This window comes from Pseudomonas sp. GW460-12-10-14-TSB1, from assembly GCF_017349775.1.
Lineage (GTDB): Bacteria > Pseudomonadota > Gammaproteobacteria > Pseudomonadales > Pseudomonadaceae > Aquipseudomonas > Aquipseudomonas piscium.
This window is the reverse complement of record NZ_JACNAC010000018.1, coordinates 70,309-95,330: the sequence shown is the minus strand read 5'-3', so window position 1 is coordinate 95,330 and position 25,022 is coordinate 70,309. Positions and strand designations below refer to the sequence as shown.

Annotated in this window: 19 protein-coding genes; 10 read left to right on the top strand and 9 right to left on the bottom strand. The window is 63.7% G+C overall.

The window, feature by feature from the left end; genetic code table 11:
- On the bottom strand, positions 1 to 1,456 hold a 1,456-nt coding region (locus J4D52_RS13635; RefSeq protein WP_207272132.1), incomplete at its 3' end, for a leucyl aminopeptidase.
- 313 nt (positions 1,457 to 1,769) lie between these two features.
- Between J4D52_RS13635 and lptF the strand changes: the two genes are divergently transcribed.
- The 8 genes from lptF (at position 1,770) to pdxJ (ending at position 10,254) form a co-directional block, all read left to right on the top strand.
- Positions 1,770 to 2,888: an LPS export ABC transporter permease LptF gene (lptF, locus tag J4D52_RS13630; protein ID WP_025806535.1), complete on the top strand. Its 1,119-nt coding sequence runs from the start codon at positions 1,770 to 1,772 to the stop codon at positions 2,886 to 2,888.
- Positions 2,881 to 3,942, top strand: a complete 1,062-nt coding sequence (gene lptG / locus J4D52_RS13625) for an LPS export ABC transporter permease LptG (protein WP_025806536.1) — start codon at positions 2,881 to 2,883, stop codon at positions 3,940 to 3,942. Before lptF ends, lptG begins: the two co-directional genes overlap by 8 nt.
- A 167-nt stretch (positions 3,943 to 4,109) precedes the next feature.
- On the top strand, positions 4,110 to 5,909 hold the full coding sequence (lepA, locus tag J4D52_RS13620; RefSeq protein ID WP_025806537.1) for a translation elongation factor 4: 1,800 nt from the start codon (positions 4,110 to 4,112) through the stop codon (positions 5,907 to 5,909).
- 5 nt (positions 5,910 to 5,914) lie between these two features.
- Positions 5,915 to 6,769: a signal peptidase I gene (gene lepB, locus J4D52_RS13615; protein WP_007932153.1), complete on the top strand. Its 855-nt coding sequence runs from the start codon at positions 5,915 to 5,917 to the stop codon at positions 6,767 to 6,769.
- A gap of 210 nt (positions 6,770 to 6,979) precedes the next feature.
- Positions 6,980 to 7,669, top strand: coding sequence for a ribonuclease III (gene rnc, locus J4D52_RS13610; RefSeq protein WP_009042306.1), 690 nt, complete (start codon positions 6,980 to 6,982; stop codon positions 7,667 to 7,669).
- The gene (gene era, locus J4D52_RS13605) at positions 7,662 to 8,564 is read left to right on the top strand and encodes a GTPase Era (RefSeq protein ID WP_007932155.1); all 903 of its coding nucleotides are present in this window, start codon (positions 7,662 to 7,664) and stop codon (positions 8,562 to 8,564) included. Before rnc ends, era begins: the two co-directional genes overlap by 8 nt.
- 118 nt (positions 8,565 to 8,682) lie before the next feature.
- Entirely contained in the window at positions 8,683 to 9,372 is a 690-nt protein-coding gene (recO, locus tag J4D52_RS13600) for a DNA repair protein RecO (protein ID WP_063428507.1), read from the top strand.
- 138 nt (positions 9,373 to 9,510) lie between these two features.
- A complete protein-coding gene (gene pdxJ, locus J4D52_RS13595) occupies positions 9,511 to 10,254 on the top strand; it encodes a pyridoxine 5'-phosphate synthase (RefSeq protein WP_007932164.1) in 744 nt (247 codons plus the stop codon).
- A gap of 118 nt (positions 10,255 to 10,372) precedes the next feature.
- Here pdxJ and mltF read toward each other — a convergent pair whose 3' ends face one another.
- Positions 10,373 to 11,833 (bottom strand): membrane-bound lytic murein transglycosylase MltF, encoded by a 1,461-nt coding sequence (gene mltF / locus J4D52_RS13590; protein WP_063428508.1) that lies wholly within the window; start codon positions 11,831 to 11,833, stop codon positions 10,373 to 10,375.
- 287 nt (positions 11,834 to 12,120) lie between these two features.
- On the opposite strand from mltF, the gene purL reads away from it, so the two are divergent.
- Both purL and J4D52_RS13580 read left to right on the top strand, forming a co-directional pair.
- Positions 12,121 to 16,017 (top strand): phosphoribosylformylglycinamidine synthase, encoded by a 3,897-nt coding sequence (gene purL, locus J4D52_RS13585; protein ID WP_025806541.1) that lies wholly within the window; start codon positions 12,121 to 12,123, stop codon positions 16,015 to 16,017.
- Between the two features lie 5 nt (positions 16,018 to 16,022).
- On the top strand, positions 16,023 to 16,334 hold the full coding sequence (locus J4D52_RS13580) for a YqfO family protein (RefSeq protein WP_009047129.1): 312 nt from the start codon (positions 16,023 to 16,025) through the stop codon (positions 16,332 to 16,334).
- Between the two features lie 79 nt (positions 16,335 to 16,413).
- Here the strand turns inward: J4D52_RS13580 and nagE are convergent, their stop codons facing one another.
- The 7 genes from nagE to J4D52_RS13545 form a co-directional block, all read right to left on the bottom strand.
- The gene (nagE, locus tag J4D52_RS13575; RefSeq protein WP_025806542.1) at positions 16,414 to 18,135 is read right to left on the bottom strand and encodes an N-acetylglucosamine-specific PTS transporter subunit IIBC; all 1,722 of its coding nucleotides are present in this window, start codon (positions 18,133 to 18,135) and stop codon (positions 16,414 to 16,416) included.
- A gap of 26 nt (positions 18,136 to 18,161) precedes the next feature.
- Positions 18,162 to 20,684, bottom strand: a complete 2,523-nt coding sequence (ptsP, locus tag J4D52_RS13570) for a phosphoenolpyruvate--protein phosphotransferase (RefSeq protein ID WP_063428510.1) — start codon at positions 20,682 to 20,684, stop codon at positions 18,162 to 18,164.
- Positions 20,685 to 20,714: 30 nt separating this feature from the next.
- Complete coding sequence (locus tag J4D52_RS13565) at positions 20,715 to 21,737, bottom strand: SIS domain-containing protein (RefSeq protein WP_102677904.1); 1,023 nt, start codon at positions 21,735 to 21,737, stop codon at positions 20,715 to 20,717.
- Positions 21,718 to 22,824: an N-acetylglucosamine-6-phosphate deacetylase gene (nagA, locus tag J4D52_RS13560; protein WP_025806546.1), complete on the bottom strand. Its 1,107-nt coding sequence runs from the start codon at positions 22,822 to 22,824 to the stop codon at positions 21,718 to 21,720. Before nagA ends, J4D52_RS13565 begins: the two co-directional genes overlap by 20 nt.
- A 56-nt stretch (positions 22,825 to 22,880) precedes the next feature.
- The gene (locus J4D52_RS13555) at positions 22,881 to 23,612 is read right to left on the bottom strand and encodes a GntR family transcriptional regulator (RefSeq protein ID WP_053277578.1); all 732 of its coding nucleotides are present in this window, start codon (positions 23,610 to 23,612) and stop codon (positions 22,881 to 22,883) included.
- A gap of 295 nt (positions 23,613 to 23,907) precedes the next feature.
- Positions 23,908 to 24,411: a murein L,D-transpeptidase family protein gene (locus tag J4D52_RS13550; protein WP_063428514.1), complete on the bottom strand. Its 504-nt coding sequence runs from the start codon at positions 24,409 to 24,411 to the stop codon at positions 23,908 to 23,910.
- 47 nt (positions 24,412 to 24,458) lie between these two features.
- A complete protein-coding gene (locus J4D52_RS13545; RefSeq protein WP_063428516.1) occupies positions 24,459 to 25,010 on the bottom strand; it encodes an NUDIX hydrolase in 552 nt (183 codons plus the stop codon).
- Positions 25,011 to 25,022: the final 12 nt, after the last annotated feature.

Genomic DNA, 25,022 nt, shown 5'->3' with positions numbered 1-25,022 from the left:
GCAGGGGAACCGGACGGCCAGTGGCGCCCTTGTCCTTGCCGCCGCTGGTCCAGGCGGTACCGGCGATATCCAGGTGCGCCCAGTTGTACTGCTTGGTGAAGCGCGACAGGAAGCAGGCAGCGGTGATGGTGCCGGCTTTCGGGCCGCCGATGTTGGCGATGTCGGCGAACGGGCTGTCCAGCTGTTCCTGGTACTCGTCGAACAGCGGCAGTTGCCAGGCGCGGTCGTCAGCCTGAACGCCGGCGCTCAGCAACTGGCCGATCAGCTCGTCGTTGTTGCCCAGGAGGCCCGAGGTATGGGAGCCGAGGGCGACCACGCAGGCACCGGTCAGGGTGGCGATGTCGATCACCGCCTGTGGCTTGAAGCGCTCGGCGTAGGTCAGTGCATCGCACAGCACCAGGCGGCCTTCGGCGTCGGTGTTGAGGATTTCCACGGTCTGGCCGCTCATGGTGGTGACGATGTCGCCCGGACGCGAAGCGGTGCCGCTCGGCATGTTCTCGGCGCAGGCCAGGATGCACACCAGGTTGATCGGCAGCTTGAGTTCCAACACGGCACGCAGAGTACCGAACACGCTGGCGGCGCCACCCATGTCGTACTTCATTTCATCCATGCCGGCGCCAGGCTTGAGGCTGATGCCGCCGGTGTCGAAGGTGATGCCCTTGCCGACCAGGGTGTACGGCTTCTCGGATTTCTTGCCGCCGTTGTATTGCATGACGATCAGGCGTGGCGGCTGGGCGCTGCCCTGGCCCACGGCATAGAACGAGCCCATGCCCAGTTCCTTGATCTTCTTCTCGTCGAAGACTTCGACTTTCAGGGCCTTGAATTCCTTGCCCAGGGCCTTGGCCTGTTCGCCGAGGAAGGTCGGGTGGCAGATGTTCGGCGGCAGGTTGCCCAGGTTGCGGGTGAACGCCATGCCGTTGGCGATGGCCTTGGCGTGGGCCACGGCGCGCTCGACTTCGGCCTGCGCGGCCTTGATGGTCAGCAGGGTGATTTTCTTCAGGGCGCGGGGTTCGGCCTTCTGGCTCTTGAACTGGTCGAAGCTGTATTCGCCGTCCACCAGGGTTTCAGCCAGCAGGCGGGTCTTGCCGTAGCTGTCGCGGCCCTTGACCACGATTTCGTCCAGCGCCAGTGCCGCATCGCTGCCGCCCAGGCCCTTGAGGGTATTGAGGATGCCGCTGACGATCTTGCGGAACGGGCGGTCGCCCAGTTCGGCGTCCTTGCCGGTGCCGACCAGCAGGACACGTTCGGCCTTCAGGTTGGGCAGAGCGTGCAACAGCAGGCTCTGGCCGACCTTGCCGTCCAGGTCGCCGCGCTTGAGTACCGCGCTGATGGCGCCGCCGCTGAGCTCGTCGAGTTGTTTGGCAACGCTGCCGAGCTTGCGGCCTTCGCCGACGGCGACCACCAGGGTGGCGGTCTTCAACGTTTCCGGGCTAACGCTTTTTACAACCAGTTCCATGTCCGGGTCCCTGAATTAATGGTCAAAGAGCGCAGGGCCTATGCCGTGCGCCAGGCTTGTCATGTATGCAGCTTTTATTAAGAGAAGAGGCGTCGGCAGTGGCCAACGACAGGGCCGCCAGTTTGAACCCGGGCGGTCGAGGCTGACAACCCTCCCATGAGCGAACTTCGCCGCTTTAGAGGCCTGCGTGAGCATGCGCAGTGACAGGCGCATGCAATCACAGGATAATGCGCCATCTTTTTCGGCGGCTCGGCTTCACGGGCCGTGTTTGCTTGTTTGGCCGCCTTAGCCTGACAACCCTGGAGTGTCTGGTTTGATCGTCTTCCGTTATCTATCCCGCGAAGTGTTGGTGACCCTGAGCGCCGTGAGCGCTGTGCTGCTGGTCATCATCATGAGCGGACGTTTCGTCAAATACCTCGCGCAAGCGGCCTCGGGCGCACTGGACCCGGGTTCGCTGTTCCTGATCATGGGGGTCCGGATGCCGGGCTTCCTGCAACTGATCCTGCCCCTGGGCCTGTTTCTCGGCATCCTGCTGGCCTATGGCCGTCTCTATCTTGAAAGCGAGATGACCGTGCTTTCGGCCACCGGCATGAGTCAGCGGCGCCTGCTGGGCATGACCATGATTCCGGCGACCCTGGTCGCGCTGGTCGTGGCCTGGCTGAGCCTGAGCCTGGCGCCCCAGGGGGCCAACCAGTTCCAGCTGATCCTCAACAAGCAGGATGCGCTGACCGAATTCGACACCCTGGTGCCGGGCCGCTTCCAGGCCCTCAACGACGGTACGCGGGTGACCTACACCGAACAGCTGTCCGATGACCGGGCCAACCTCGGTGGGGTGTTCATTTCGGAAAAACGCCTGAGCCAGGACAAGAAGGACCGGGGCATTTCGGTGTTGGTGGCAGAGAAGGGGCACCAGGACATTCGTCCGGACGGCAACCGCTACCTGATCCTGGAAAACGGTTATCGCTACGATGGTAACCCGGGCCAGGCCGATTACCGGGTCATCAAGTACGACACCTACGGCGTATTGCTGGCCAAGCCGGACGTCAGCGACGAAGTCACCGATCGCGACGCCATGCCGACCCGCGACCTGATCGGCAACCCGGACCTGCGCGCCCATGCCGAGCTGCAATGGCGTATTTCCCTGCCGTTGCTGGTGTTTGTCGTGACCCTGATGGCGGTGCCGCTGTCCCGGGTCAACCCGCGGCAGGGCCGCTTCCTCAAACTGCTGCCGGCGATTCTTCTTTATATGGCTTACCTGACCATCCTGATCGCGGCCCGTGGCTCGCTGGAAAAAGGCAAGCTGCCGCAGGCGCTGGGCCTATGGTGGGTGCACGGACTGTTTCTATTGATTGGCCTCGGATTGCTGTACTGGGAACCCTTGCGTCTGAAACTGGCGAGCCGCCGCAGCATGAAGGAGGTGGCTCGTGGTTAAGCTCGATCGCTACATCGGTAACAGTGTCCTGCTGGCCATTCTGGCGGTACTGGGGATCATTCTCGGCCTGGCGTCGCTGTTTGCCTTCATCGACGAGATGGGCACTGTCAGCGACAGCTACACCGTGATGAATGTGTTGAGTTTCGTGGTCATGACGGCGCCTCGCCGGCTCTACGAAATGCTGCCGATGGCGGCCCTGATCGGCTGCCTGATCGGCCTGGGCAGCCTGGCCAGCAACAGCGAGCTGACCATCATGCGCGCCGCCGGTGTGTCCATCGGGCGGATCGTCTGGGCGGTGATGAAGCCGATGCTGTTCCTGATGGTGGCCGGCGTGCTGATCGGCGAGTACGTCGCTCCCGCCACGGAAAGCCAGGCACAGGCCAGTCGGGCGCTGGCCCAGGGTTCGGGCGACGCGCAAAGCTCCAAGCGCGGCCTGTGGCACCGTCAGGGTGAGGAGTTCATCCACATCAACGCCGTGCAGCCCAACGGCCTGCTGTATGGCGTGACCCGTTATCACTTCGACGATCAGCGGCACATGTTGTCCTCGAGTTTCGCTCGCCAGGCTCGCTTCGAAGAGAGCTACTGGCAACTGAGCGACGTCACCACCACCTATTTCCGCGAAGGCCACACCGAAGTCATCAACACCCCTCAGGAACGCTGGGACGTAGCCTTGAGCCCGCAATTGCTGAGCACTGTGGTGATGGCGCCGGAATCCCTGTCGATCAGCGGCCTGTGGGGCTACATCCACTACCTGGCCGACCAGGGCCTGAATAACGGTCGCTACTGGCTGGCGTTCTGGGTCAAGGTGCTGCAACCGCTGGTCACCGCGGCCCTGGTTTTGATGGCGATCTCGTTCATTTTCGGTCCTTTGCGTTCCGTGACGCTCGGCCAGCGGGTGTTCACCGGCGTGCTGGTGGGGTTCACCTTCCGCATCGCCCAGGACCTGCTGGGCCCGTCGAGCCTGGTGTTCGGCTTCTCGCCGCTGTTCGCGGTGCTGGTTCCCGCCGGGATCTGCGCCCTGGCCGGGTTCTGGCTGCTGCGCCGGGCCGGCTGACCGGCGCCAATGACGCACTGGCAAGAGAAACGCCCCTGTCGAAAGACCGGGGCGTTTTGCGTTTATGCACCACTGACAGGCGAACGTGACGCTTGCGTCGTCTATCAGGTACAATTCCCGGCTATTTTTCGGCGGGCTATGCCTGCAGCCTTTTTGAGTGTTGATCCGTGAGTGATTTGAGTCATATCCGCAATTTCTCCATCATCGCCCACATTGACCATGGCAAGTCGACTCTGGCCGATCGCTTCATCCAGATGTGCGGCGGCCTGGCCGAGCGCGAAATGGAAGCCCAGGTTCTGGACTCCATGGACCTTGAGCGTGAACGCGGGATCACCATCAAGGCCCACAGCGTTACCCTCTATTACAAAGCTCGCGACGGTATCACCTACCAGCTGAACTTCATCGACACCCCGGGCCACGTGGACTTCACCTATGAAGTCAGCCGCTCGCTGGCAGCCTGTGAAGGCGCCTTGCTGGTGGTCGACGCTGGCCAGGGCGTGGAAGCGCAGTCGGTCGCCAACTGCTACACCGCCATCGAGCAGGGCCTGGAGGTCATGCCGGTGCTGAACAAGATCGACCTGCCGCAGGCCGATCCGGACCGGGTCAAGGAAGAGATCGAGAAGATCATCGGTATCGATGCCACCGACGCCGTGACCTGCAGCGCCAAGACCGGCCTGGGTGTCGACGAGGTGCTGGAGCGCCTGGTAACCACCATTCCCGCGCCGACCGGCAACATCGAGGATCCGCTGCAGGCGTTGATCATCGACTCCTGGTTCGACAACTACCTGGGCGTCGTGTCCCTGGTTCGCGTGCGCCATGGCCGCGTGAAGAAGGGCGACAAGATCCTGGTGAAGTCCACCGGCAAGATCCACCTGGTGGACAGCGTCGGTGTATTCAACCCGAAACACACCGCCACCGCCGACCTGAAGGCCGGTGAAGTAGGCTTCATCATCGCCGGCATCAAGGACATTCATGGTGCGCCGGTAGGTGACACCCTGACCCTGAGCTCGACCCCCGATGTCGAAGTGCTGCCCGGCTTCAAGCGCATTCAGCCGCAGGTCTACGCCGGCCTGTTCCCGGTCAGCTCCGACGACTTCGAAGACTTCCGCGAAGCCCTGCAAAAGCTCACGCTGAACGACTCGTCGCTGCAATACACCCCGGAAAGCTCCGACGCCCTGGGCTTCGGCTTCCGTTGCGGCTTCCTCGGCATGCTGCACATGGAAATCATCCAGGAGCGCCTGGAGCGCGAATACGACCTGGACCTGATCACCACGGCGCCGACGGTGATTTTCGAGCTGCAACTGAAGAATGGTGAGACGATCTACGTCGATAACCCGTCGAAGTTGCCGGATCTGTCGTCCATCGAAGACATGCGCGAGCCGATCGTGCGGGCCAATATTCTTGTGCCGCAGGAGCACCTGGGTAACGTCATTACCCTGTGCATCGAGAAACGCGGCATACAGCACGACATGCTGTTCCTCGGCAGCCAGGTCCAGGTGACCTATGACCTGCCGATGAACGAAGTGGTCCTGGACTTCTTCGACCGCCTCAAATCCACCAGTCGTGGCTATGCTTCGCTGGATTATCATTTCGATCGCTACCAATCGGCTAATCTGGTCAAGCTGGATGTGCTGATCAACGGTGAGAAAGTCGACGCCCTGGCATTGATCGTGCACCGTGACAATGCGCACTACAAAGGGCGTGCGTTGACCGAGAAGATGAAGGAACTGATTCCTCGGCAGATGTTCGACGTGGCAATCCAGGCCGCCATTGGCGGGCAGATTGTGGCGCGGACAACCGTCAAGGCGCTCAGAAAGAACGTACTGGCCAAATGCTACGGTGGTGACGTTAGCCGTAAGCGCAAGCTGTTGGAAAAGCAGAAGGCCGGTAAGAAACGCATGAAGCAAGTGGGTAACGTGGAAATTCCACAAGAAGCCTTCCTTGCCGTGCTCAGGTTGGATAGTTAGGTCCTATGTCGCTAAATTTCCCGCTGTTGCTGGTCATCGCCGTCGCCGTCTGCGGTCTGTTGGCGTTGCTCGATCTGGTCTTTCTGGCGCCGCGCCGGCGTGCCGCCATTACCAACTATCAGGGCAGCGTCAGCCAGCCGGATGGACTGGTCATCGAGAAACTGAACAAGGAGCCGATGCTGGTCGAGTACGGCAAATCCTTCTTTCCGGTGCTGTTCATCGTGCTGGTGCTGCGTTCGTTTCTGGTGGAACCGTTTCAGATTCCTTCGGGATCGATGAAGCCGACCCTGGATGTGGGCGACTTCATCCTGGTGAACAAGTTTTCTTACGGGATCCGCCTGCCGGTGATCGACAAGAAAATCATCGAGGTCGGTGATCCGCAGCGCGGCGATGTGATGGTGTTCCGCTACCCGAGCGATCCGAACGTCAACTACATCAAGCGTGTGGTTGGCCTGCCGGGCGACGAAGTGCGCTACACCAGCGACAAGCGCCTGCTGGTCAACGGCCAGTCGGTCGCCGAGCAGCTGGTCGGTTCCGAGCCGGGCACCCTGGGCAGCGCGGAGCTCTACAAGGAAAAACTCGGCGCCGCCGAGCACCTGATCCGCAAGGAAATGAGCCGCTACCGGGCGACCCCGGACCGTCAGTGGACCGTGCCTGCCGGGCACTACTTCATGATGGGCGACAACCGCGACAACTCGAACGACAGCCGCTACTGGGATGACCCGAGCATTCCCAAGGACCTGCTGGGCATGGTTCCCGACAAGAATATCGTCGGCAAGGCCTTCGCAGTCTGGATGAGCTGGCCCGAACCGAAACTCAGCCACCTGCCGAATTTCTCGCGGGTTGGCCTGATCAAGTAATCACACACGGCGCTGTTGAACACAGCGCCGAATGCTTTTCTGGATCTTGCAGAACACCGGCCCGCCAGGTTCGGCAGCCTCCCAGGCGTCACCAGAAGCAGTCAACGATATTCAGGATGTGGATTTGAACACAGCGTTAATTGCCACAGGCACCTCGTGCCTCGTCTCCAAGGTGGTGAAATTCAACCACGAACTCAGCGTGGGTAAACCGTGAGCGTTTCTTTGAGCCGTCTCGAGCGTCAGCTCGGTTACACCTTCAAGGACCAGGAACTGATGGTCCTGGCCCTCACTCACCGCAGTTTTGCCGGGCGCAACAACGAGCGCCTGGAGTTCCTCGGTGACGCCATCCTCAACTTCGTCGCCGGCGAAGCGCTGTTCGAGCGTTTTCCCCAGGCTCGCGAAGGCCAGCTGTCGCGTTTGCGCGCGCGCCTGGTGAAGGGTGAAACCCTGGCCGTACTGGCCCGTGGTTTCGATCTGGGCGAATACCTGCGCCTGGGTTCCGGTGAGTTGAAAAGCGGCGGCTTCCGCCGTGAGTCGATCCTCGCCGATGCCCTGGAAGCGCTGATTGGTGCGATCTACCTGGATGCCGGCATGGAAGTCGCGCGTGAGCGCGTGCTGTCCTGGCTGACGTCCGAGTTCGACAGCCTGACGCTGGTCGACACCAACAAGGACCCCAAGACCCGCCTGCAGGAGTTCCTGCAGTCGCGTGCCTGTGAATTGCCCCGCTACGAAGTGGTGGATATCCAGGGTGAACCCCATTGCCGGACGTTTTTCGTCGAATGTGAAATCACCCTACTGAACGAAAAAAGCCGAGGTCAGGGCGTGAGCCGTCGTATTGCCGAACAGGTAGCGGCCGCCGCAGCACTGATTGCCCTGGGCGTGGAGAATGGCCATGACTGATACAACCGCAACACGCTGTGGCTATGTCGCCATCGTCGGCCGTCCGAACGTGGGCAAGTCCACGCTGCTGAACCATATCCTGGGACAGAAGCTGGCCATCACCTCGCGCAAGCCGCAGACCACTCGTCACAACATGCTCGGCATCAAGACCGAAGGCGCCATCCAGGCGATCTACGTCGACACCCCGGGCATGCACAAGAGCAACGAGAAGGCGCTGAACCGCTACATGAACAAGACCGCCTCGGCGGCCTTGAAAGACGTCGACGTGGTGATCTTCGTCGTCGATCGCACCAAGTGGACCGACGAAGACCAGCTGGTGCTGGAACGTGTCCAGTACGTGCAGGGCCCGGTGATCCTGGCGATCAACAAGACCGACCGCATCGAGGACAAGGCCGAGCTGATGCCGCACCTGACCTGGCTGCAGGAGCAGTTGCCGAATGCCGAGATCGTTCCGGTGTCGGCCCAGCAGGGCCACAATCTGGAAGCCCTGGAAGGCCTGATCGCCAAGCACTTGCCGGAAAACGATCACTTCTTCCCGGAAGACCAGATCACTGACCGCAGCAGCCGTTTCCTCGCCGCCGAACTGGTGCGCGAGAAGATCATGCGTCAGCTGGGTGCCGAGCTGCCGTACCAGATCACCGTGGAAATCGAAGAGTTCAAGCAACAGGGCAAGACCCTGCACATTCATGCCTTGATCCTCGTCGAACGCGACGGCCAGAAGAAAATCATCATTGGCGACAAGGGTGAGCGCATCAAGCGCATCGGCATGGAAGCGCGCAAGGACATGGAGCTGCTGTTCGACTCCAAGGTCATGCTCAACCTGTGGGTCAAGGTCAAAGGCGGTTGGTCCGACGACGAGCGCGCCCTGCGTTCGCTGGGCTACGGCGACCTGTAATCCTGCCCCGTCAGCGGCTCGCTCCTGCAACGTGTAGGGGGAGCCGCTGGCGATAAAGGTTCAAAGAACCTTCCCGTGGACCTGTCACTTTCTCAAGCCTTGAGATCCCCCGACACCTATGTCCAGTAACCCTCCCATCGGCCAGCCCGCTTACGTCCTGCACAGTCGCGCCTATCGCGAGAGCAGCGCGTTGGTGGACTTCCTCACGCCTCAAGGGCGGCTGCGCGCGGTGTTGCGTGGCGCGCGGGGCAAGGCCGGGACCCTGGCGCGGCCGTTCGTGCCGCTGGAAGTGGAGTTCCGCGGGCGCGGCGAGCTGAAAAACGTCGGGCGCATGGAAAGCGCGGGAACCTCCACCTGGCTTAATGGCGAGGCGCTGTTCAGCGGCCTCTACCTCAACGAACTGCTGATTCGCCTGCTGCCCGCCGAAGACCCGCATCCGGCGATCTTCGAGCACTATGCGGCGACCTTGCTGGCCTTGGCCGAGGGCAGGGCCCTCGAGCCCTTGCTGCGTGCGTTCGAGTGGCGCCTGCTAGACGACCTGGGCTACGGCTTCGCCCTGGACCTGGATATCCACGGCGCGCCGATTGAGGCGCAGGGCATGTATCGCCTGCAGGTGGATGCCGGCCTGGAGCAGGTTCAGCTGTTGCAACCGGGCCTGTTCAACGGCACCGAGCTGCTGGCCATGGCGCAAGCCGACTGGAGCGCCCCCGGGGCGCTGGCGGCGGCCAAGCGCCTGATGCGCCAGGCGCTGGCGGTGCACCTGGGCGGTCGGCCATTGGTCAGTCGCGAATTGTTTCGCAAGCCCTAGCCTGTCTTGTTGCGCAAATCCGCTTGAATCCTGATCCGACTCGACTTTGAGGGCTGCACGGCCGAAAGCCGGCAGTTATTTTCGCGAGCGGACACTATATGCTGTGCACCGAATCTCTAACTCCTCAGGAGCGCTTCCGTGACCACCAGCAATCGCATTCTTCTTGGCGTGAACATCGACCACGTAGCCACCCTGCGTCAGGCCCGGGGTACCCGTTACCCTGACCCGGTCAAGGCGGCGCTGGACGCGGAAGAGGCGGGGGCCGACGGCATTACCGTGCACCTGCGCGAGGACCGCCGGCATATCCAGGAGCGCGACGTGCTGCTGCTCAAGGACGTGTTGCAAACCCGCATGAACTTCGAGATGGGCGTCACCGAGGAAATGATGGCGTTCGCCGAGCGCATCCGTCCGGCGCACATCTGCCTGGTTCCGGAAACCCGCCAGGAACTGACCACCGAGGGCGGCCTGGATGTCGCCGGGCAAGAGGCGCGGATCAAGGCGGCGGTAGAGCGGCTGTCGAAGATCGGCGCCGAAGTGTCGCTGTTCATCGACGCCGATGAGCGGCAGATCGCGGCTTCCCGGCGCGTGGGCGCGCCAGCCATCGAGCTGCACACCGGGCGTTATGCCGATGCCGAAACGCCGAGCGAGGTGGCCGAGGAGCTGCGGCGCGTGGCCGATGGCGTGGCTTTCGGCCTGGGCCAAGGCCTGATCGTCAATGCCGGTCACGGCCTGCACTACCACAACGTCGAGGCGGTCGCGGCGATCAAGGGCATCAACGAGCTGAACATCGGCCATGCGCTGGTGGCCCATGCGTTGTTCGTCGGCTTCAAAGGGGCGGTGGCGGAGATGAAGGCGCTGATCCTGGCGGCGGCCAAGGCCTGACGAAAGCTCTGTAGCCGCTGCCGCAGGCTGCGATCGATCGGAACGGTCGTGGCGATTTTACGGTTGTTCAGGTCCTGCGGACCTGTCGCAGCCTTCGGCAGCGGCTACAGCAGAGGGTTTAAAGCGGCGGGGTTTCCTGGGTCGGCTTGGTCTTGTCCACGCCCGGCACATGCAGATTGCCCTCGGCCACCTGGTCGCCTTCCAGCTGCGGCTGCGTGACCCAGGTCAGGATGTCGTAGTAACGACGGATGTTGGCGACAAAGTGCACTGGCTCGCCACCCCGGGCGTAGCCATAGCGGGTCTTGCTGTACCACTGCTTCTGCGAGAGACGCGGCAGCATCTTCTTCACGTCCAGCCACTTGTTCGGGTTCAGCCCTTCCTTTTGCGCCAGCTTGCGGGCGTCGTCCAGGTGGCCGCTGCCGACGTTGTAGGCGGCGAGGGCGAACCAGGTGCGGTCCGGCTCTTCGATCTTGTCGTCCAGTTGATCCTTCATGTACGCCAGGTACTTGGCGCCGCCCTTGATGCTTTGCTTGGCATCCAGGCGGTTGGACACGCCCATGGCCTGGGCAGTGTTCTGGGTCAGCATCATCAGGCCGCGCACGCCGGTCTTGGAGGTGACGCTCGGTTGCCACAGGGATTCCTGATAGCCGATGGCCGCCAGCAGGCGCCAGTCGACCTTTTCTTCCTTGGCCGAGGCCTTGAAGTGCTTCTCGTACTTGGGCAGGCGCTGCTGCAGGTGCTGGGCAAAGGTGTAGGCGCCGACATAACCGAGGACGTCCACGTGCCCGTAATAACGGTCTTTCAGGCGCTGCAGGGTGCCGTTCTTCTGCACCTTGTCGAGGAAGTCGTTGATTTCGTTGAGCAGGCTGTTGTCTTCGCCGGCGGCCACGGCCCAGCTCTGGTTGCGGGCATCGCCCAGGTCGAAGGCGACGCGGATATTGGCGAAATACACCTGGTTCATCGCCACTTCGTTGGAATCCACCAGGGTCAGGTCGATTTGCCCTTCGTCGACCATGCGCAGCAGGTCGACCACTTCGACCTCGTCGGACTCTTCATATTGAATGCCGGGGTATTTCAGCTTGAGTTCGGCCAGTTGCTCGGCGTGGGTGCTGCCCTTGAGCACCATGATCTTCTTGCCGACCAGGTCGCCCGCATCGGTGGGGCGGGACTGGCCGTTGCGGTAGATGATCTGCGGGGTGACTTCCAGATAGGTGTGGGAAAACCTGACTTGCTGCTTGCGTTTCTCGCTGCTGACCAGACCGGCAGCAGCCAGCACCGGGCCGTTAGGTTTACCCAGCTGGTCGAAAAGGTCGTCGAGGTTGTCCGCGGTTTCGATCTTCAGCGTCACCCCCAGATCGTCGGCGAAGCGTTTCACCAGCTCGTATTCGAAGCCGGTTTCACCGTTGCGATCCTGAAAGTAGGTGGCCGGGCTGTTACGGGTGACCACCCGCAGCACGCCATCCTCCTTTACTCGCTCCAGTGTGCTGGGTTTCTCAACGCAGGCACTGAGCATCAGGAAGAGTCCGGTTGCGATGAGCCATCTGGCACAGCGCGGACGTAAAGCCATTGGGGAAAACATCTGCGCAGTATACGCAAAGGACAACAACCGCCATATCTCGACAGCGAAGGGCTTGTCTGCTAGAGGTCTCGGCCCCCGGCCAGAGCCTGCGGGAATGGGCCTTCACGGCTTGTTGGATGGGGTGAAATAACCCTTCTGAATGGTCCGGACAAGCCTTTGTCACAGGGTGCCGCGCACGGGCCGACGTCTGGCCGCGCTCGGGCGTGCCGTTTCGGGTGCCGTCGCGGGCGGTTTAGGCTAGAATGCACGGCCTCAAAGCACACCCCCTTCCCGAGGCTGTCCCGAAGATGTTGATCCTGCGCGGCGCTCCTGCCCTTTCTGCCTTTCGCCACAGCAAACTCCTTGAGCAACTGAGCCAGAAGGTTCCAGCTGTCAGTGGCCTGTATGCTGAATTCGCTCACTTCGCCGAAGTTACCGGCGTCCTGACCGGCGACGAACAGCAGGTGCTTGCGCGCCTTCTGAAGTACGGCCCAAGCGTACCGGTGCAAGAACCTACCGGTCGTCTGTTCCTGGTGCTGCCGCGTTTCGGCACCATCTCGCCATGGTCGAGCAAGGCCAGCGATATCGCCCGCAACTGTGGCCTGAGCAAGATCCAGCGCCTGGAGCGCGGCATTGCCTTCTACGTGGCCGGTGAATTCAGCGACGCGCAAGCGCAGCTTATTGCCGATGTGCTGCACGACCGCATGACCCAGATCGTGCTGGGCAACCTGGAGCAGGCTGCCGGCCTGTTCAGCCATGCCACGCCGAAGCCGCTGACCGCCATCGATATCCTCGGTGGTGGCCGCGCCGCGCTGGAGCAGGCCAACACCGAGCTGGGCCTGGCCCTGGCCGAAGACGAAATCGATTACCTGGTCAACGCCTTCCAGGGCCTCAAGCGCAACCCGCACGACATCGAACTGATGATGTTCGCCCAGGCCAACTCCGAGCACTGCCGCCACAAGATCTTCAACGCCAGTTGGGATATCGACGGCCAGAGCCAGGAAAAAAGCCTGTTCGGCATGATCAAGAACACCTATCAGATGCACAACGAAGGTGTGCTGTCGGCATACAAGGACAACGCCTCGGTGATCGTCGGCAATGTCGCCGGCCGTTTCTTCCCGAACCCTGAAACCCGCCAGTACGGCGCGGTGCAGGAGCCGGTGCACATCCTGATGAAGGTCGAGACCCACAACCACCCGACCGCCATCGCCCCGTTCCCGGGCGCATCCACCGGTTCCGGTGGCGAGATCCGCGATGAAGGCGCGACCGGTCGTGGCGCCAAGCCAAAGGCCGGCCTGACCGGTTTCACCGTATCCAACCTGCAGATCCCGGGCTTCGAACAGCCGTGGGAAGTGCCGTACGGCAAGCCTGAACGCATTGTGACCGCGCTGGACATCATGATCGAAGGCCCGCTGGGCGGCGCCGCGTTCAACAACGAATTCGGGCGTCCGGCCCTGACCGGCTACTTCCGTACCTTCGAACAGTCCATCAACACCCCGCACGGTGATGAAGTTCGTGGTTACCACAAGCCGATCATGTTGGCCGGCGGCATGGGCAACATCCGCGAAGAGCACGTCAAGAAAGGCGAGATCGTCGTCGGTTCCAAGCTGATCGTCCTCGGTGGCCCGGCGATGCTCATCGGCCTGGGCGGCGGCGCCGCTTCCTCCATGGCCACCGGCACCAGCTCGGCGGATCTGGACTTCGCTTCCGTTCAGCGTGAAAACCCGGAAATGGAGCGCCGTTGCCAGGAAGTCATCGACCGTTGCTGGCAACTGGGCGACAAGAACCCGATCAGCTTCATCCACGACGTCGGCGCGGGCGGTCTGTCCAACGCCTTCCCGGAACTGGTCAACGACGGCGACCGCGGTGGCCGTTTCGAACTGCGCAACATTCCAAACGACGAGCCGGGCATGGCCCCGCACGAAATCTGGAGCAACGAATCCCAGGAGCGCTACGTCCTGGCGGTCGGCCCGGCCGACTTCGAGCGCTTCCAGGCGATCTGCGAGCGTGAGCGTTGCCCGTTTGCCGTTGTGGGCGAAGCCACCGCCGAACCGCAGCTGACTGTCACCGACAGCCACTTCGGCAACAACCCGGTGGACATGCCACTGGAAGTGCTGCTGGGCAAGGCGCCGCGCATGCACCGTTCGGTGGTTCGCGAAGCCGAGCTGGGCGACGATTTCGATCCGTCGAACCTCGACATCGGCGAAAGCATCGAACGCGTCCTGCATCACCCGGCTGTAGCGAGCAAGAGCTTCCTGATCACCATCGGCGACCGCACCATCACCGGCCTGGTGGCCCGTGACCAAATGGTCGGTCCATGGCAGGTTCCGGTGGCCGACGTTGCCGTCACCGCCACCAGTTTCGACGTCTACACCGGTGAAGCCATGGCCATGGGCGAGCGTACTCCGCTGGCTCTGCTGGACGCTCCGGCGTCGGGCCGCATGGCCATCGGCGAAACCCTGACCAACATTGCCGCTTCGCGCATCAACAAGATCTCCGACATCAAGCTGTCGGCGAACTGGATGTCCGCCGCTGGTCACCCGGGCGAAGACGCACGTCTGTACGACACCGTGAAAGCGGTTGGCATGGAGCTGTGCCCTGAGCTGGGCATCACCATTCCGGTGGGCAAGGACTCCATGTCCATGGCCACCCGCTGGAACGACAACGGTGAAGAAAAAACCGTGACCTCGCCGATGTCGCTGATCGTGACCGGTTTCGCGCCTGTGGCGGACATCCGTCAGACCCTGACCCCGCAACTGCGCATGGACAAGGGCACCACCGACCTGATCCTGATCGACCTCGGTCGTGGCCAGAACCGCATGGGCGCCTCGATCCTCGCCCAGGTGCACGGCAAGCTCGGCAAGCAAGCTCCGGACGTCGATGACGCCGAAGATCTGAAAGCCTTCTTCGCGGTGATCCAGGGCCTCAACGCCGACGGTCACCTGCTGGCTTACCACGACCGTTCCGACGGTGGTCTGCTGACCAGCGTGGTGGAAATGGCCTTCGCCGGCCACTGCGGCCTGAACCTGAACCTCGACGCCCTGGCCGAAACCTCGGCCGAGATCGCCGCCATCCTGTTCAACGAAGAACTGGGTGCGGTGATCCAGGTGCGCCAGGACGCCACTCCGGACGTGCTGGCGCAGTTCAGCGCCGCCGGCCTGGGCGACTGCGTGGCGGTGATCGGCCAGCCGGTCAACAACGGCCATATCAACATCAGCTTCAACGGCGAAGAGGTTTTCGCCGGCGAGCGTCGCCTGCTGCAGCGCCAGTGGGCTGAAACCAGCTACCAGATCCAGCGTCTGCGCGACAACGCTGACTGCGCCGAGCAGGAATTCGACGTCCTGCTGGAAGAAGACAACCCGGGCCTGAGCGTCAAGCTGAGCTTCGACGTCAACCAGGACATCGCCGCGCCTTACATCAAGAAAGGCGTGCGTCCTCAGGTTGCCGTGCTGCGCGAGCAAGGCGTCAACGGCCAGGTGGAAATGGCCGCGGCGTTCGACCGTGCCGGCTTCAACGCGATCGACGTGCACATGAGCGACATCCTCGCCGGTCGTGTCGACCTGAACGAGTTCAAGGGCATGGTTGCCTGCGGCGGCTTCTCCTACGGTGACGTACTCGGCGCCGGCGAGGGCTGGGCCAAGTCGGCACTGTTCAACAGCCGTGCCCGCGACGCCTTCCAGGGCTTCTTCGAGCGCAGTGACACCTTCACCCTCGGCGTGTGCAACGGTTGCCAGATGATGTCCAACCTGCACGAGCTGATCCCGGGCAGCGAGTTCTGGCCGCACTTCGTGCGCAACCGTTCCGAGCAGTTCGAGGCCCGTGTGGCGATGGTCCAGGTCCAGGAGTCGAACTCGATCTTCCTGCAGGGCATGGCCGGTTCGCGCATGCCGATCGCCATCGCCCACGGCGAAGGCCATGCGGAATTCGAAAGCGAAGAAGCCCTGCTCGAAGCCGACCTGTCCGGTTGCGTGGCCCTGCGTTTCGTCGACAACCACGGCAAGGTCACCGAAAGCTACCCGGCCAACCCGAACGGCTCGCCGCGCGGGATCACCGGCCTGACCAGCCGCGACGGTCGCGTCACCATCATGATGCCGCACCCTGAGCGGGTATTCCGTGCCGTGCAGAACTCCTGGCGTCCGGAAGAGTGGAACGAAGACGCGGCGTGGATGCGCATGTTCCGTAACGCTCGCGTGTGGGTGAACTAAGGCCCGTGTACAAGCTCAGCTTTTTCGTCCCGCCCAGCCACGTGGAAGTGGTCAAGAACGCTGTATTCGCCGCCGGCGGCGGACGGATCGGCGCTTACGACCAGTGTGCGTGGCAGGTGCTGGGCCAGGGCCAGTTCCGCCCGTTGGACGGCAGCCAGCCGTTTCTCGGGCAGACCGGCCAGGTCGAGCAGGTGCAGGAATGGAAAGTCGAGCTGGTGGTGGCCGACGAGTTGATCCGTAGCGTGGTGATGGCCCTCAAGCAGAGCCATCCCTACGAGACGCCGGCTTACGAAGTCTGGCGTCTGGAAGACTTCTAAGGCCCCGCCCATGAAAAAGCCCGCTGAACCGGTAACGGTCAGCGGGCTTTTTTGTGCCTGCTCCCCCTGTCGGAGAGGGTCAGACCTTCGCGCTGACCTCGCTGCGGTTGATCAGGCTATCCAGGGCCTGGCTCAGGCTCGCGGCCTTTTCGCCGATCAGCAGGTGCCAGACGCCATCGTCGAGCTGGCTCGAGCCCTGGCAGCCGAGGTTCTTCAGCTGACATTCCGACAGCGCCTTGTTGTCGCCCAGTTGCACCCGCAGGCGAGTCATGGCCACACAGTCCAGTTGCAGCACATTGTCGCTGCCGCCGAAGGCGTCCAGCCATTTCACGGCTTCCTGGGGCGCAATGCTCACCGCTGCCGGTGCTTCGAAGGCTGCGGCGGCGGGGCCTGGCTGCTCCAGTGGCTTGCCGGCGCTGGGCATGGCCAGGCGAATTTCATCGGCGATGCTGTCGGCCAGCGGGCCGACCACCACCTGCAGGCTGCCGCCCTTGCCGGGACGCACCACGGCCATGGCGCCAAGGGCCTTGAGGTCGCTGTCCGACGCCTTGGTACGGTCGGCCAGTTCCAGGCGCAGGCGGGTGGTGCAGGCGCCGACGGTAATCAAGTTGTCCGCGCCGCCCAGGGCCTGGATATAGGCGCCAGCACGCTGATTGTTGCTCATGGTGGCTTTTTCGCTGCCCGGGGTGTCTTCGCGGCCCGGGGTTTTCAGGTTGAAGCGTTTGATGCAGAAGTCGAAGACCGTGTAGTAGATCACCGCATAGAGCAGGCCCACGGGGAATATCAGCCAGCCGTTGGTGGACTTGCCCCAGCCCAGGGCCATGTCGATGGCGCCGCCGGAGAAGGTGAAGCCCAGGTGAATATTGAGGAAGTTGGTCAGGCCCATGGCGAGGCCGGTCAGCAGGGCGTGCACCAGGTAGAGGAAGGGGGCGAGGAACATGAAGGCGAATTCCACCGGCTCGGTCACCCCGGTGAGGGCCGAGGTCAGGGCCATCGACAACAGGATCCCGCCCATCACCTTGCGCCGCTCCGGCAAGGCGTTGCGATACATCGCCAGGCAGGCGGCGGGCAGGCCGAAGATCATCATCGGGAACATTCCGGTCATGAACTGGCCGCCCTTGGGGTCGCCGGCGAAGTAGCGCGAGATATCCCCGGTGACCAGGGCGCCGGTGGTTGGATCGGTGAAGTTGCCGAAGACGAACCAGGCCATGTTGTTGAGGATGTGGTGCAGGCCGGTGACGATCAGCAAGCGGTTGAACACACCGAAGACGAAGGCGCCGAAGCTGCCGCTGTCCAGCAGCAGGGCACCGAAGCTGTTGATGCCGTGCTGGATCGGCGGCCAGATCAGGCCGAACACCACCCCCAGGCCGACGGCGCTGAAGCCGGTGACGATCGGCACGAAGCGCCGTCCGCCAAAGAATGCCAGGTATTCCGGCAACTTGATGTCCTTGAAGCGGTTGTACAGGGCGCCGGCCAGCAGGCCGCTGATGATCCCGGCGAGCATGCCCATGTTGATGCTGGCATCGAGCACCTTGAGGGTCGCCACCATCACCAGGTAACCGATGGCGCCGGCCAGGCCGGCGGTGCCGTTGTTGTCCTTGGCGAAGCCCACGGCGATGCCGATGGCGAAGATCAGCGCCAGGTTGGCGAAGATGGTCTGGCCGGCATCGTGGATGATCGCGATGTTCAGCAGGTCGGTGTCGCCCAGGCGCAGCAGTAGGCCGGCGATCGGCAGGATCGCGATCGGCAGCATCAGGGCCCGGCCCAGGCGCTGCAGGCCTTCGATGAATAATTGGTACATGGCGTGTCTCCCGGTGTTCTTGTTGTTCAGCTCAGGGGCCAGTGTTGGTGGCAGGCATGGCGCACCGCCGAGGCACTGCTCAGGTTCAGCAGGTCGTGGCTGAGGCGCTGGCATTCGGCGGCGTCCAGCTGGCGGACCCGTTCCTTGATCTCGCCCACTTGCGGCGGGCTCACCGACAGCTCGCTGACCCCCAGGCCGACCAGCACCGGCGTCGCCAGCGGATCAGAGGCCAGGGCGCCGCACACCCCGACCCAGCGGCCGTGCCTGGCCGCGCCGGCGCAGGTCTGGGCGATCAGCCGCAGCAGCGCCGGGTGCAGCGCATCGACCCGCGCGGCCAGGCCGGCATGGTCACGGTCCATGGCCAGGGTGTATTGCGACAGGTCGTTGGTGCCGATGGAGAGGAAGTCGGCGTATTCGGCCAGTTGCTCGGCGAGCAGGGCGGCGGCCGGGACTTCGATCATCACCCCCAGCTCCGGGCGCTGGCCGATCCCCAGCTCGGCGCACAGGCAGTCGATGCGCTCGCGGATATGCAGCAGTTCGTCGAGCTCGCTGACCATCGGCAGCAGGATGCGGCAGCGTTGCAGCGGGCTGACCTGCAGCAGGGCCCGCAGTTGCTGGTCCAGCAGTTCCGGGCGGGCCTGGGCCAGGCGAATGCCGCGCAGGCCCAGCACCGGGTTGGCTTCCACCGGCAGCGGCAGGTAGTCCAGTTGCTTGTCGCCGCCCACGTCGATGGTGCGGATGATCACCGCCTTGTCGCCCATGGCATCCAGCACGGCCTGATAGGCCTGGCGCTGCTCCTGTTCATCGGGGGCGGTATGCCGGTCGACGAACAGAAACTCGGTACGCAACAGGCCGACGCCGTCGGCGCCGTTGGCATGGGCGCCCTGGGCTTCCTGGCTGGAGGCGACATTGGCGGCGACTTCGATCGCCTGGCCGTCGAGGGTCCTGGCCGGCAGATGGGCCTGTTGCTGTTGTTGCTCGCGACGCTGCTGGCGCAGCAGATGGCTCTGCCGGACCTGTTCGATACGGGCGCTGTCCGGTGTCAGTTCCAGGCGACCCTGATCGGCGTTCAGCACCACCTGCTGGCCTTGCAGCACATCGAGAAGCTCCGAGCCCAGGGCCACCAGGCAGGGCAGGCCCTTGCCCCGGGCCAGGATCGCCACGTGGGAGGTGGCGCCGCCGGCGGCCATGCACAGGCCAACGGCGCCTTGCTCGCTCAGTTGCAGCAGGTCGGACGGGGTCAGTTCGTGGGCCGCGACGATGGCGCCGGCCGGCAGCTGGTAATGCCAGGCCTCGCCGAGCAGGGCGCGCAGCACCCGTTGTTGCAGGTCGCGCAGGTCGTTGGTGCGTTCGGCGAGCAGGGCATTGCCCAGTTGCAGCAGGATCTCGCACTGTTCGCCGATGGCGTCGCTCCAGGCGTGGGTGGCGGCGCGTCCCTGGCCGATGCTCTGGCGGGCGGCGTCCAGCAGCGCCGGGTCTTCGAGCAGGGCCAGGTGGGCGGCGAAGATCGCTTCTTCCTGGTTGTCCTTGCGTTGCCGGGCGTGGTCCAGGGTGCCGCGAATGTCGCTGCGAACCTTTTCCAGGGCCTGGTCCAACGCCTGCAGTTGTTCCTGGGGCGGGTGACCGCCACTGTCTTCGGGCAGGGTCATGGCGGTCAGGTGAAACAGTGGCCCGCAGACCAGTCCCGGGGCGGCGCAGACACCCTGGATTACCCCGGCTTCGGCAGGGCGCTGGGGGGCGACGGCCTTCACCACTGGCGCCGCGGCGTGGGCGTCTTCGGCCAGCGGGGTGGTGAGGGCGTCCAGCAGGGCCAGCAGGGCGGCTTTGCAGTCCTTGCCCTGGCAGCTGACCCGCACCTCGTCCTGCTCGCCGACCCCCAGCCCCATCAGGCTGACCAGGCTGTCGCAGGACGCCGACTTGCCGTTGAAATGCAGTTGCGCCTTGCTGCTGAAACCCTGGGCGGTCTGGCGGATCAGCGCAGCGGGCCGGGCATGGAGGCCACCGCGGTGATTGACCCGGGTCTGGCCTTCGACCTCGTCGGTCGAGGTGTCGCTGGCTTGCGCCTGGGCTGCATTGGTCGCGCGCGGCACGATGTGCAGCAGCGGTTCGCCGACTTTCACCGATTTCAGGGTGATGGGCAGGGTCTGGAAGTGTTCGCCGTTGGTCAGGATCATCAGGCTGATCAGGCTTTTGCTGTTCCGCGCGACCTGATCGAGATCGAAGCGCAGCAGGGCCTGGCCGCAGCTGACCCGGGCGCCTTCCTGCACCAGCATGGAGAAACCCTCGCCTTGCAGCTGGACGGTGTCCAGGCCCAGGTGCAGCAGCAGTTCCGCGCCGTTGTCGGCGCGCAGGGTCACCGCGTGGCCGGTGCGGGCGGCATGCACCACCACGCCGGCGCAAGGGGCGTGCAGGGTGTTGTTCAGCGGGTCGATGGCGATCCCGTCGCCCATGGCGCCGCTGGAAAACACCAGGTCGGGGACCCTGGCGAGGGTGAGCACCGGGCCGCTCAAGGGAGCGCCGAGCGTCAGGTCTTTATTGTTGTTGTGCATGGCGCAGTACTCATCCGTTGAAGGAAAGGCTCAGTGGGTGCGGGTCACTTTGCTCAGGTGCCGTGGCTGGTCCGGGTCCATGCCGCGAGCCTCGGCAAGGCTTGCGGCCATGCCGTAGAAACTCTGGATCGCCAGGATCGGATCGAGCGCCGGGTGTTCGGCCCGGCTCAGGGTCAGGTCGCGTTCGGCGATATCGTCCGGCGCCGCCAGCAACACTCGGGCGCCACGCTGGCGCATGTCGGCGGCGAGGCTGATCAGGCCGGCCTGTTCCGCGCCCCGTGGGGCGAACACCAGCAGCGGATAGTTGTCTCCGATCAGCGCCATCGGGCCGTGGCGAACTTCCGCGCTGCTGAAGGCTTCGGCCTGGATCGCCGAGGTTTCCTTGAGTTTCAGCGCCGCTTCCTGGGCGATGGCGAACCCGGCGCCACGGCCGATCACCATCAGCCGCTGGCTATCGCGCAGGGCCTCGACGGCCGGGCTCCAGTCCTGGGTCGTGGCCTCGCGCAGCCCCTGGGGCAGGGCGAGGCCGGCTTCCAGCAACTGTGCGTCCTGTTTCCAGTGGGCGATCAGGCGGGCGCTGGCGCTGAGGGTGGCAATAAAACTCTTGGTCGCCGCCACGCTGCGTTCGGCGCCGGCGTGCAGTGGCAGGCAGAACTCGCTGGCGGCTTCCAGCGGGGTGTCCTGGGCGTTGACCATGGCCACGCTCAAGGCCCCGCGCTTGCGCAGCAGCCGCATGCTGTTGACCAGATCGGGGCTCTGCCCGGACTGGGAAAAGGCGAATGCCGCCTGGCCGCTGACGCGCAGTGGCGCCTGTTGCATGGTCACCACCGACATCGGCAAGGACGCGACCGGGAAGCCCAGTTGCTGCATGGTCAGGTAGGCGAAGTAGCTGGCGGCATGGTCGGAGCTGCCGCGGGCGACGGTCATCACCACTTGCGGCGGCTGGCGATTCAGGCGCCCGGCCACTTCGATCAGTTGCGGGTCCAGGTGCTGCAACTGGCCTTCGACGGCCGCGGCAGAGGACAGCGCCTCTTCAAGCATTTTTGAAGTCAATGTCTTCTCCTTCGACCATGACGGCGGTCAGTGTGAGTGAGCGGTCCAGGCACACGCAGTCGGCCCAGCTGCCGACCTGCAAGCGCCCGCGTTCGGCCAGGCCGAGATAATCAGCGGGAAACTGTGACAAGCGTTGCGAAGCTTCGGCCAATGGCAGGCCGATCTTCACCAGGTTGCGCAGCGCCTGGTCCATGGTCAGGGTGCTGCCGGCCAGGGTGCCGTCCGGCAGGCGCACGCCGCCCAGGCATTTGGTCACGGTGTGGCTGCCGAGCTTGTATTCGCCGTCCGGCATGCCGGCCGCCGCGGTGGAATCGGTGACGCAGTACAGGCAGGGGATAGAACGCAGGGCCACGCGCATGGCGCCGGGGTGCACGTGCAGCAGGTCGGGGATCAGTTCCGCGTACTGGGCGTGGGCCAGGGCGGCGCCGACTATGCCAGGCTCGCGGTGATGCAGCGGGCTCATGGCGTTGTACAGGTGGGTGAAGCTGGTGGCCCCGGCGTCGAGCGCGGCCACGCCTTCCTCGTAGCTGCCCAGGGTGTGGCCGATCTGCATGCGGATGCCGCGGGCGCTGAGGGCGCGGATCAGCGCGTCATGGCCGGCGATTTCCGGGGCGATGGTAATCACTCGGATTGGCGCCAGGCGCAGGTAGGCCTCGACTTCGGCCATCAGCGCGGTATGGGCGAAATTGGGCTGGGCGCCGAGCTTGCCTGGATTGATATACGGACCTTCCAGGTGCACGCCGAGCACCCGGGCGCTGCCGCTGGGGCGCTGCTCGCAATATTCGCCGATGGCGCCGAGGACCCGGGTGATCTCCTCGGTCGGCGCGGTCATGGTGGTGGCCAGCAGCGAGGTGGTGCCGAAGCGCACGTGGGTGCGGGTGATGGTCTCGAACGCCGGGGCGCCTTCCATGATGTCCTTGCCGCCACCGCCATGCACATGCAGGTCGATGAAGCCCGGCAGCAGGTAGGGCAGGTCGTTGTCCGCCGGGTCGCAGGGGCTGCCTTCGATGCCGGTGACCTTGCCGTCCCGGTGGTTCAGGCGGCCGCGAATCCAGCCTTGCGGGGTGAGGATGTTGTGTTCGGACATGGGCAGCTCTCTGGGACGGGTTCTTGGCGACTCGGCGACTGGCTCAGCGGCCTGGTTCAGCGACGTAGCTCGGCGACGAAGTCGTAGTAGTCGTTGCGGCAATAGGTGTCGGTGACTTCGATCGGGGTGTTGTCTTCGAGGTAGCCGACACGGGTCATCAGCAGCATCGCGGTGCCGGGGGCGATGCCCACCAGGGCGGCGAACTCGGCGGAGGCGTTGATCGCCTGGATGTGCTGCAGGGCACGCACCACCGGGCGGCCGATGCCGTCGAGGTAGGCGTAGAGCGAATCGCCCACGGCATCCGGCTGGGCAATGATCGAGGCCGGCAGGGTGCTCATTTCGATCGCCATCACCGTGTCGTCGGCTTTGCGCAGACGCTTGAGGCGTGCCACCTTGTCGTTCGGCGACAGGCCGAGGCGGATCAATTCTTCGTGGGTCGGCGTGGTGATTTCCCGCTCCAACCATTGGGAACCGGGCACGAAGCCTTTGAGGCGGAGCATTTCGCTGAAGCCGGACAGGCGCGACAACGGTTGTTCCAGGCGTGGGGTGATGAAGGTGCCGGAGCCCTGGCTGCGGCGGATCAGGCCCTGTTCGAACAGCACTTCCAGGGCCTTGCGCGCTGTGACGCGGGAGATGTTGAGCATCTCGCTCAGGTTGCGTTCCGAGGGCAGGGCCTGTTCGGCTTTCCACTGGCCGGCATGGATCGCGGCTTCAAGGTTGCGCGCCAGTTGCAGGTACAGCGGGGTCGGCTGGGTATCGTCGGGGCGCAGGGCCAGGATGTGGTTCATCTGTCGAGGTTCCGATGCGTTATTGGTTTGTTGTCGCCCGGTAATGTGGCGAAAACTAATACCACTTAAATACCATGTCAACGCCAGTAGTACGGCGATAGCGCACGAAAACGGGCGCTTTATGGGCGTTGCCGGGGATGGTTTGGCGAAGTGGTATTAGGGCGGTCTGGCCGTGAATGCGAAAATCGCAGGGGCGGCGGTTCTTCGAGGGGGAATTGGTATTCACCTTTCGAAGCCGGCGCGACCTGCGATTTTTTTTGTAACTGAGGTGTTTTAGCGGCGTTTCAGCGAGAAATCAGGGGCGGATTTCGATCATCGTGCCGTCCGGGACCAGGCTCCAGACTTCGCGCATGTCGATGTTGCGCATGGCAATGCAGCCGTCGGTCCAGTCCAGGGTATGGAAATACTGCTCCGGGTAGTCTTCGCTGTCCGGGGTGCCGTGGATCATGATCATGCCGCCGGGCTCCACGCCTTCGCGACGCGAACGCGCGGAATCGCTGATGTTCGGGTAGGAGATATGCATGGCCAGGTTGAAGCGGTCGCTGGTCTTGCGCCAGTCCAGCCAGTAGAAGCCTTCCGGCGTGCGCTTGTCGCCTTCCATGAGCTTCGGCCCCTTGGGCTGTTTGCCCAGGGAAATGCGGTAGGTCTTGAAGGGTTTGCCGTCGTTGATCAGTTGCAACTGATGGGCCGACTTGAGGACCAGGACTTTCTCGATGATCTTGCCGTCCAGGGTATCCGTCGCGGAGGCGTGGGAGACAGCGATAACCGAGCAGCAGAAAAGGGCGAGCAACCAGCGCATGAAACGATATCCCTAAGAGTACACAGGTGCCGCGTACGTTTTGTTGTTTAAGTGAGGACCGGCTGAGCCAGGGGCGGAATGGACTCGGAACGCACAGGGTATTGCTCATTCCGCCGGTCAGCGAAGAAGCATTCTAAGGTACGCCCGACCGTGCGAAAAGCCAGCTCGGACCAGGGAATGTCGGCTTCTTCGAAAAGCCGGACTTCCAGGCTCTCTTCGCCGGCGGCGAAATCCAGGTCCGCCAGCTCGGCGCGGAAGAAGACATGCACCTGGCTGATGTGCGGGACGTCGATCAGGGTATAGATGCTCAGGTTGCGGACCCGGGCGCAGGCTTCCTCGAACGTCTCGCGAATCGCCGCCTGTTCGACGGTCTCGCCGTTCTCCATGAAACCGGCCGGCAGCGTCCAGTAACCACGACGCGGCTCGATCGCGCGCCGGCACAGCAGCACCTGGGTGCCCCAGGTCGGCAGGCAGCCGGCGACTATATTCGGGTTCTGGTAATGGATGGTCTGGCAGTTGTCGCAGACAAAACGCAGGCGCGAATCGCCTTCGGGAATGCGCTGGGTGACCGGGTGACCGCACTGGCTGCAGAATTTCATGCTGGGTATCCG

What these genes read in the sequence shown, in the direction of transcription:
- lepB (WP_007932153.1), top strand. Translation starts at nt 5,915, where the DNA reads ATGTCGCTAAATTTCCCGCTGTTGCTGGTCATCGCCGTCGCCGTCTGC.
- era (WP_007932155.1), top strand. Translation starts at nt 7,662, where the DNA reads ATGACTGATACAACCGCAACACGCTGTGGCTATGTCGCCATCGTCGGC.
- recO (WP_063428507.1), top strand. Translation starts at nt 8,683, where the DNA reads ATGTCCAGTAACCCTCCCATCGGCCAGCCCGCTTACGTCCTGCACAGT.
- mltF (WP_063428508.1), bottom strand. Translation starts at nt 11,833, where the DNA reads ATGTTTTCCCCAATGGCTTTACGTCCGCGCTGTGCCAGATGGCTCATC.
- purL (WP_025806541.1), top strand. Translation starts at nt 12,121, where the DNA reads ATGTTGATCCTGCGCGGCGCTCCTGCCCTTTCTGCCTTTCGCCACAGC.
- nagE (WP_025806542.1), bottom strand. Translation starts at nt 18,135, where the DNA reads ATGTACCAATTATTCATCGAAGGCCTGCAGCGCCTGGGCCGGGCCCTG.
- ptsP (WP_063428510.1), bottom strand. Translation starts at nt 20,684, where the DNA reads ATGCACAACAACAATAAAGACCTGACGCTCGGCGCTCCCTTGAGCGGC.
- nagA (WP_025806546.1), bottom strand. Translation starts at nt 22,824, where the DNA reads ATGTCCGAACACAACATCCTCACCCCGCAAGGCTGGATTCGCGGCCGC.
- J4D52_RS13555 (WP_053277578.1), bottom strand. Translation starts at nt 23,612, where the DNA reads ATGAACCACATCCTGGCCCTGCGCCCCGACGATACCCAGCCGACCCCG.
- J4D52_RS13550 (WP_063428514.1), bottom strand. Translation starts at nt 24,411, where the DNA reads ATGCGCTGGTTGCTCGCCCTTTTCTGCTGCTCGGTTATCGCTGTCTCC.
- J4D52_RS13545 (WP_063428516.1), bottom strand. Translation starts at nt 25,010, where the DNA reads ATGAAATTCTGCAGCCAGTGCGGTCACCCGGTCACCCAGCGCATTCCC.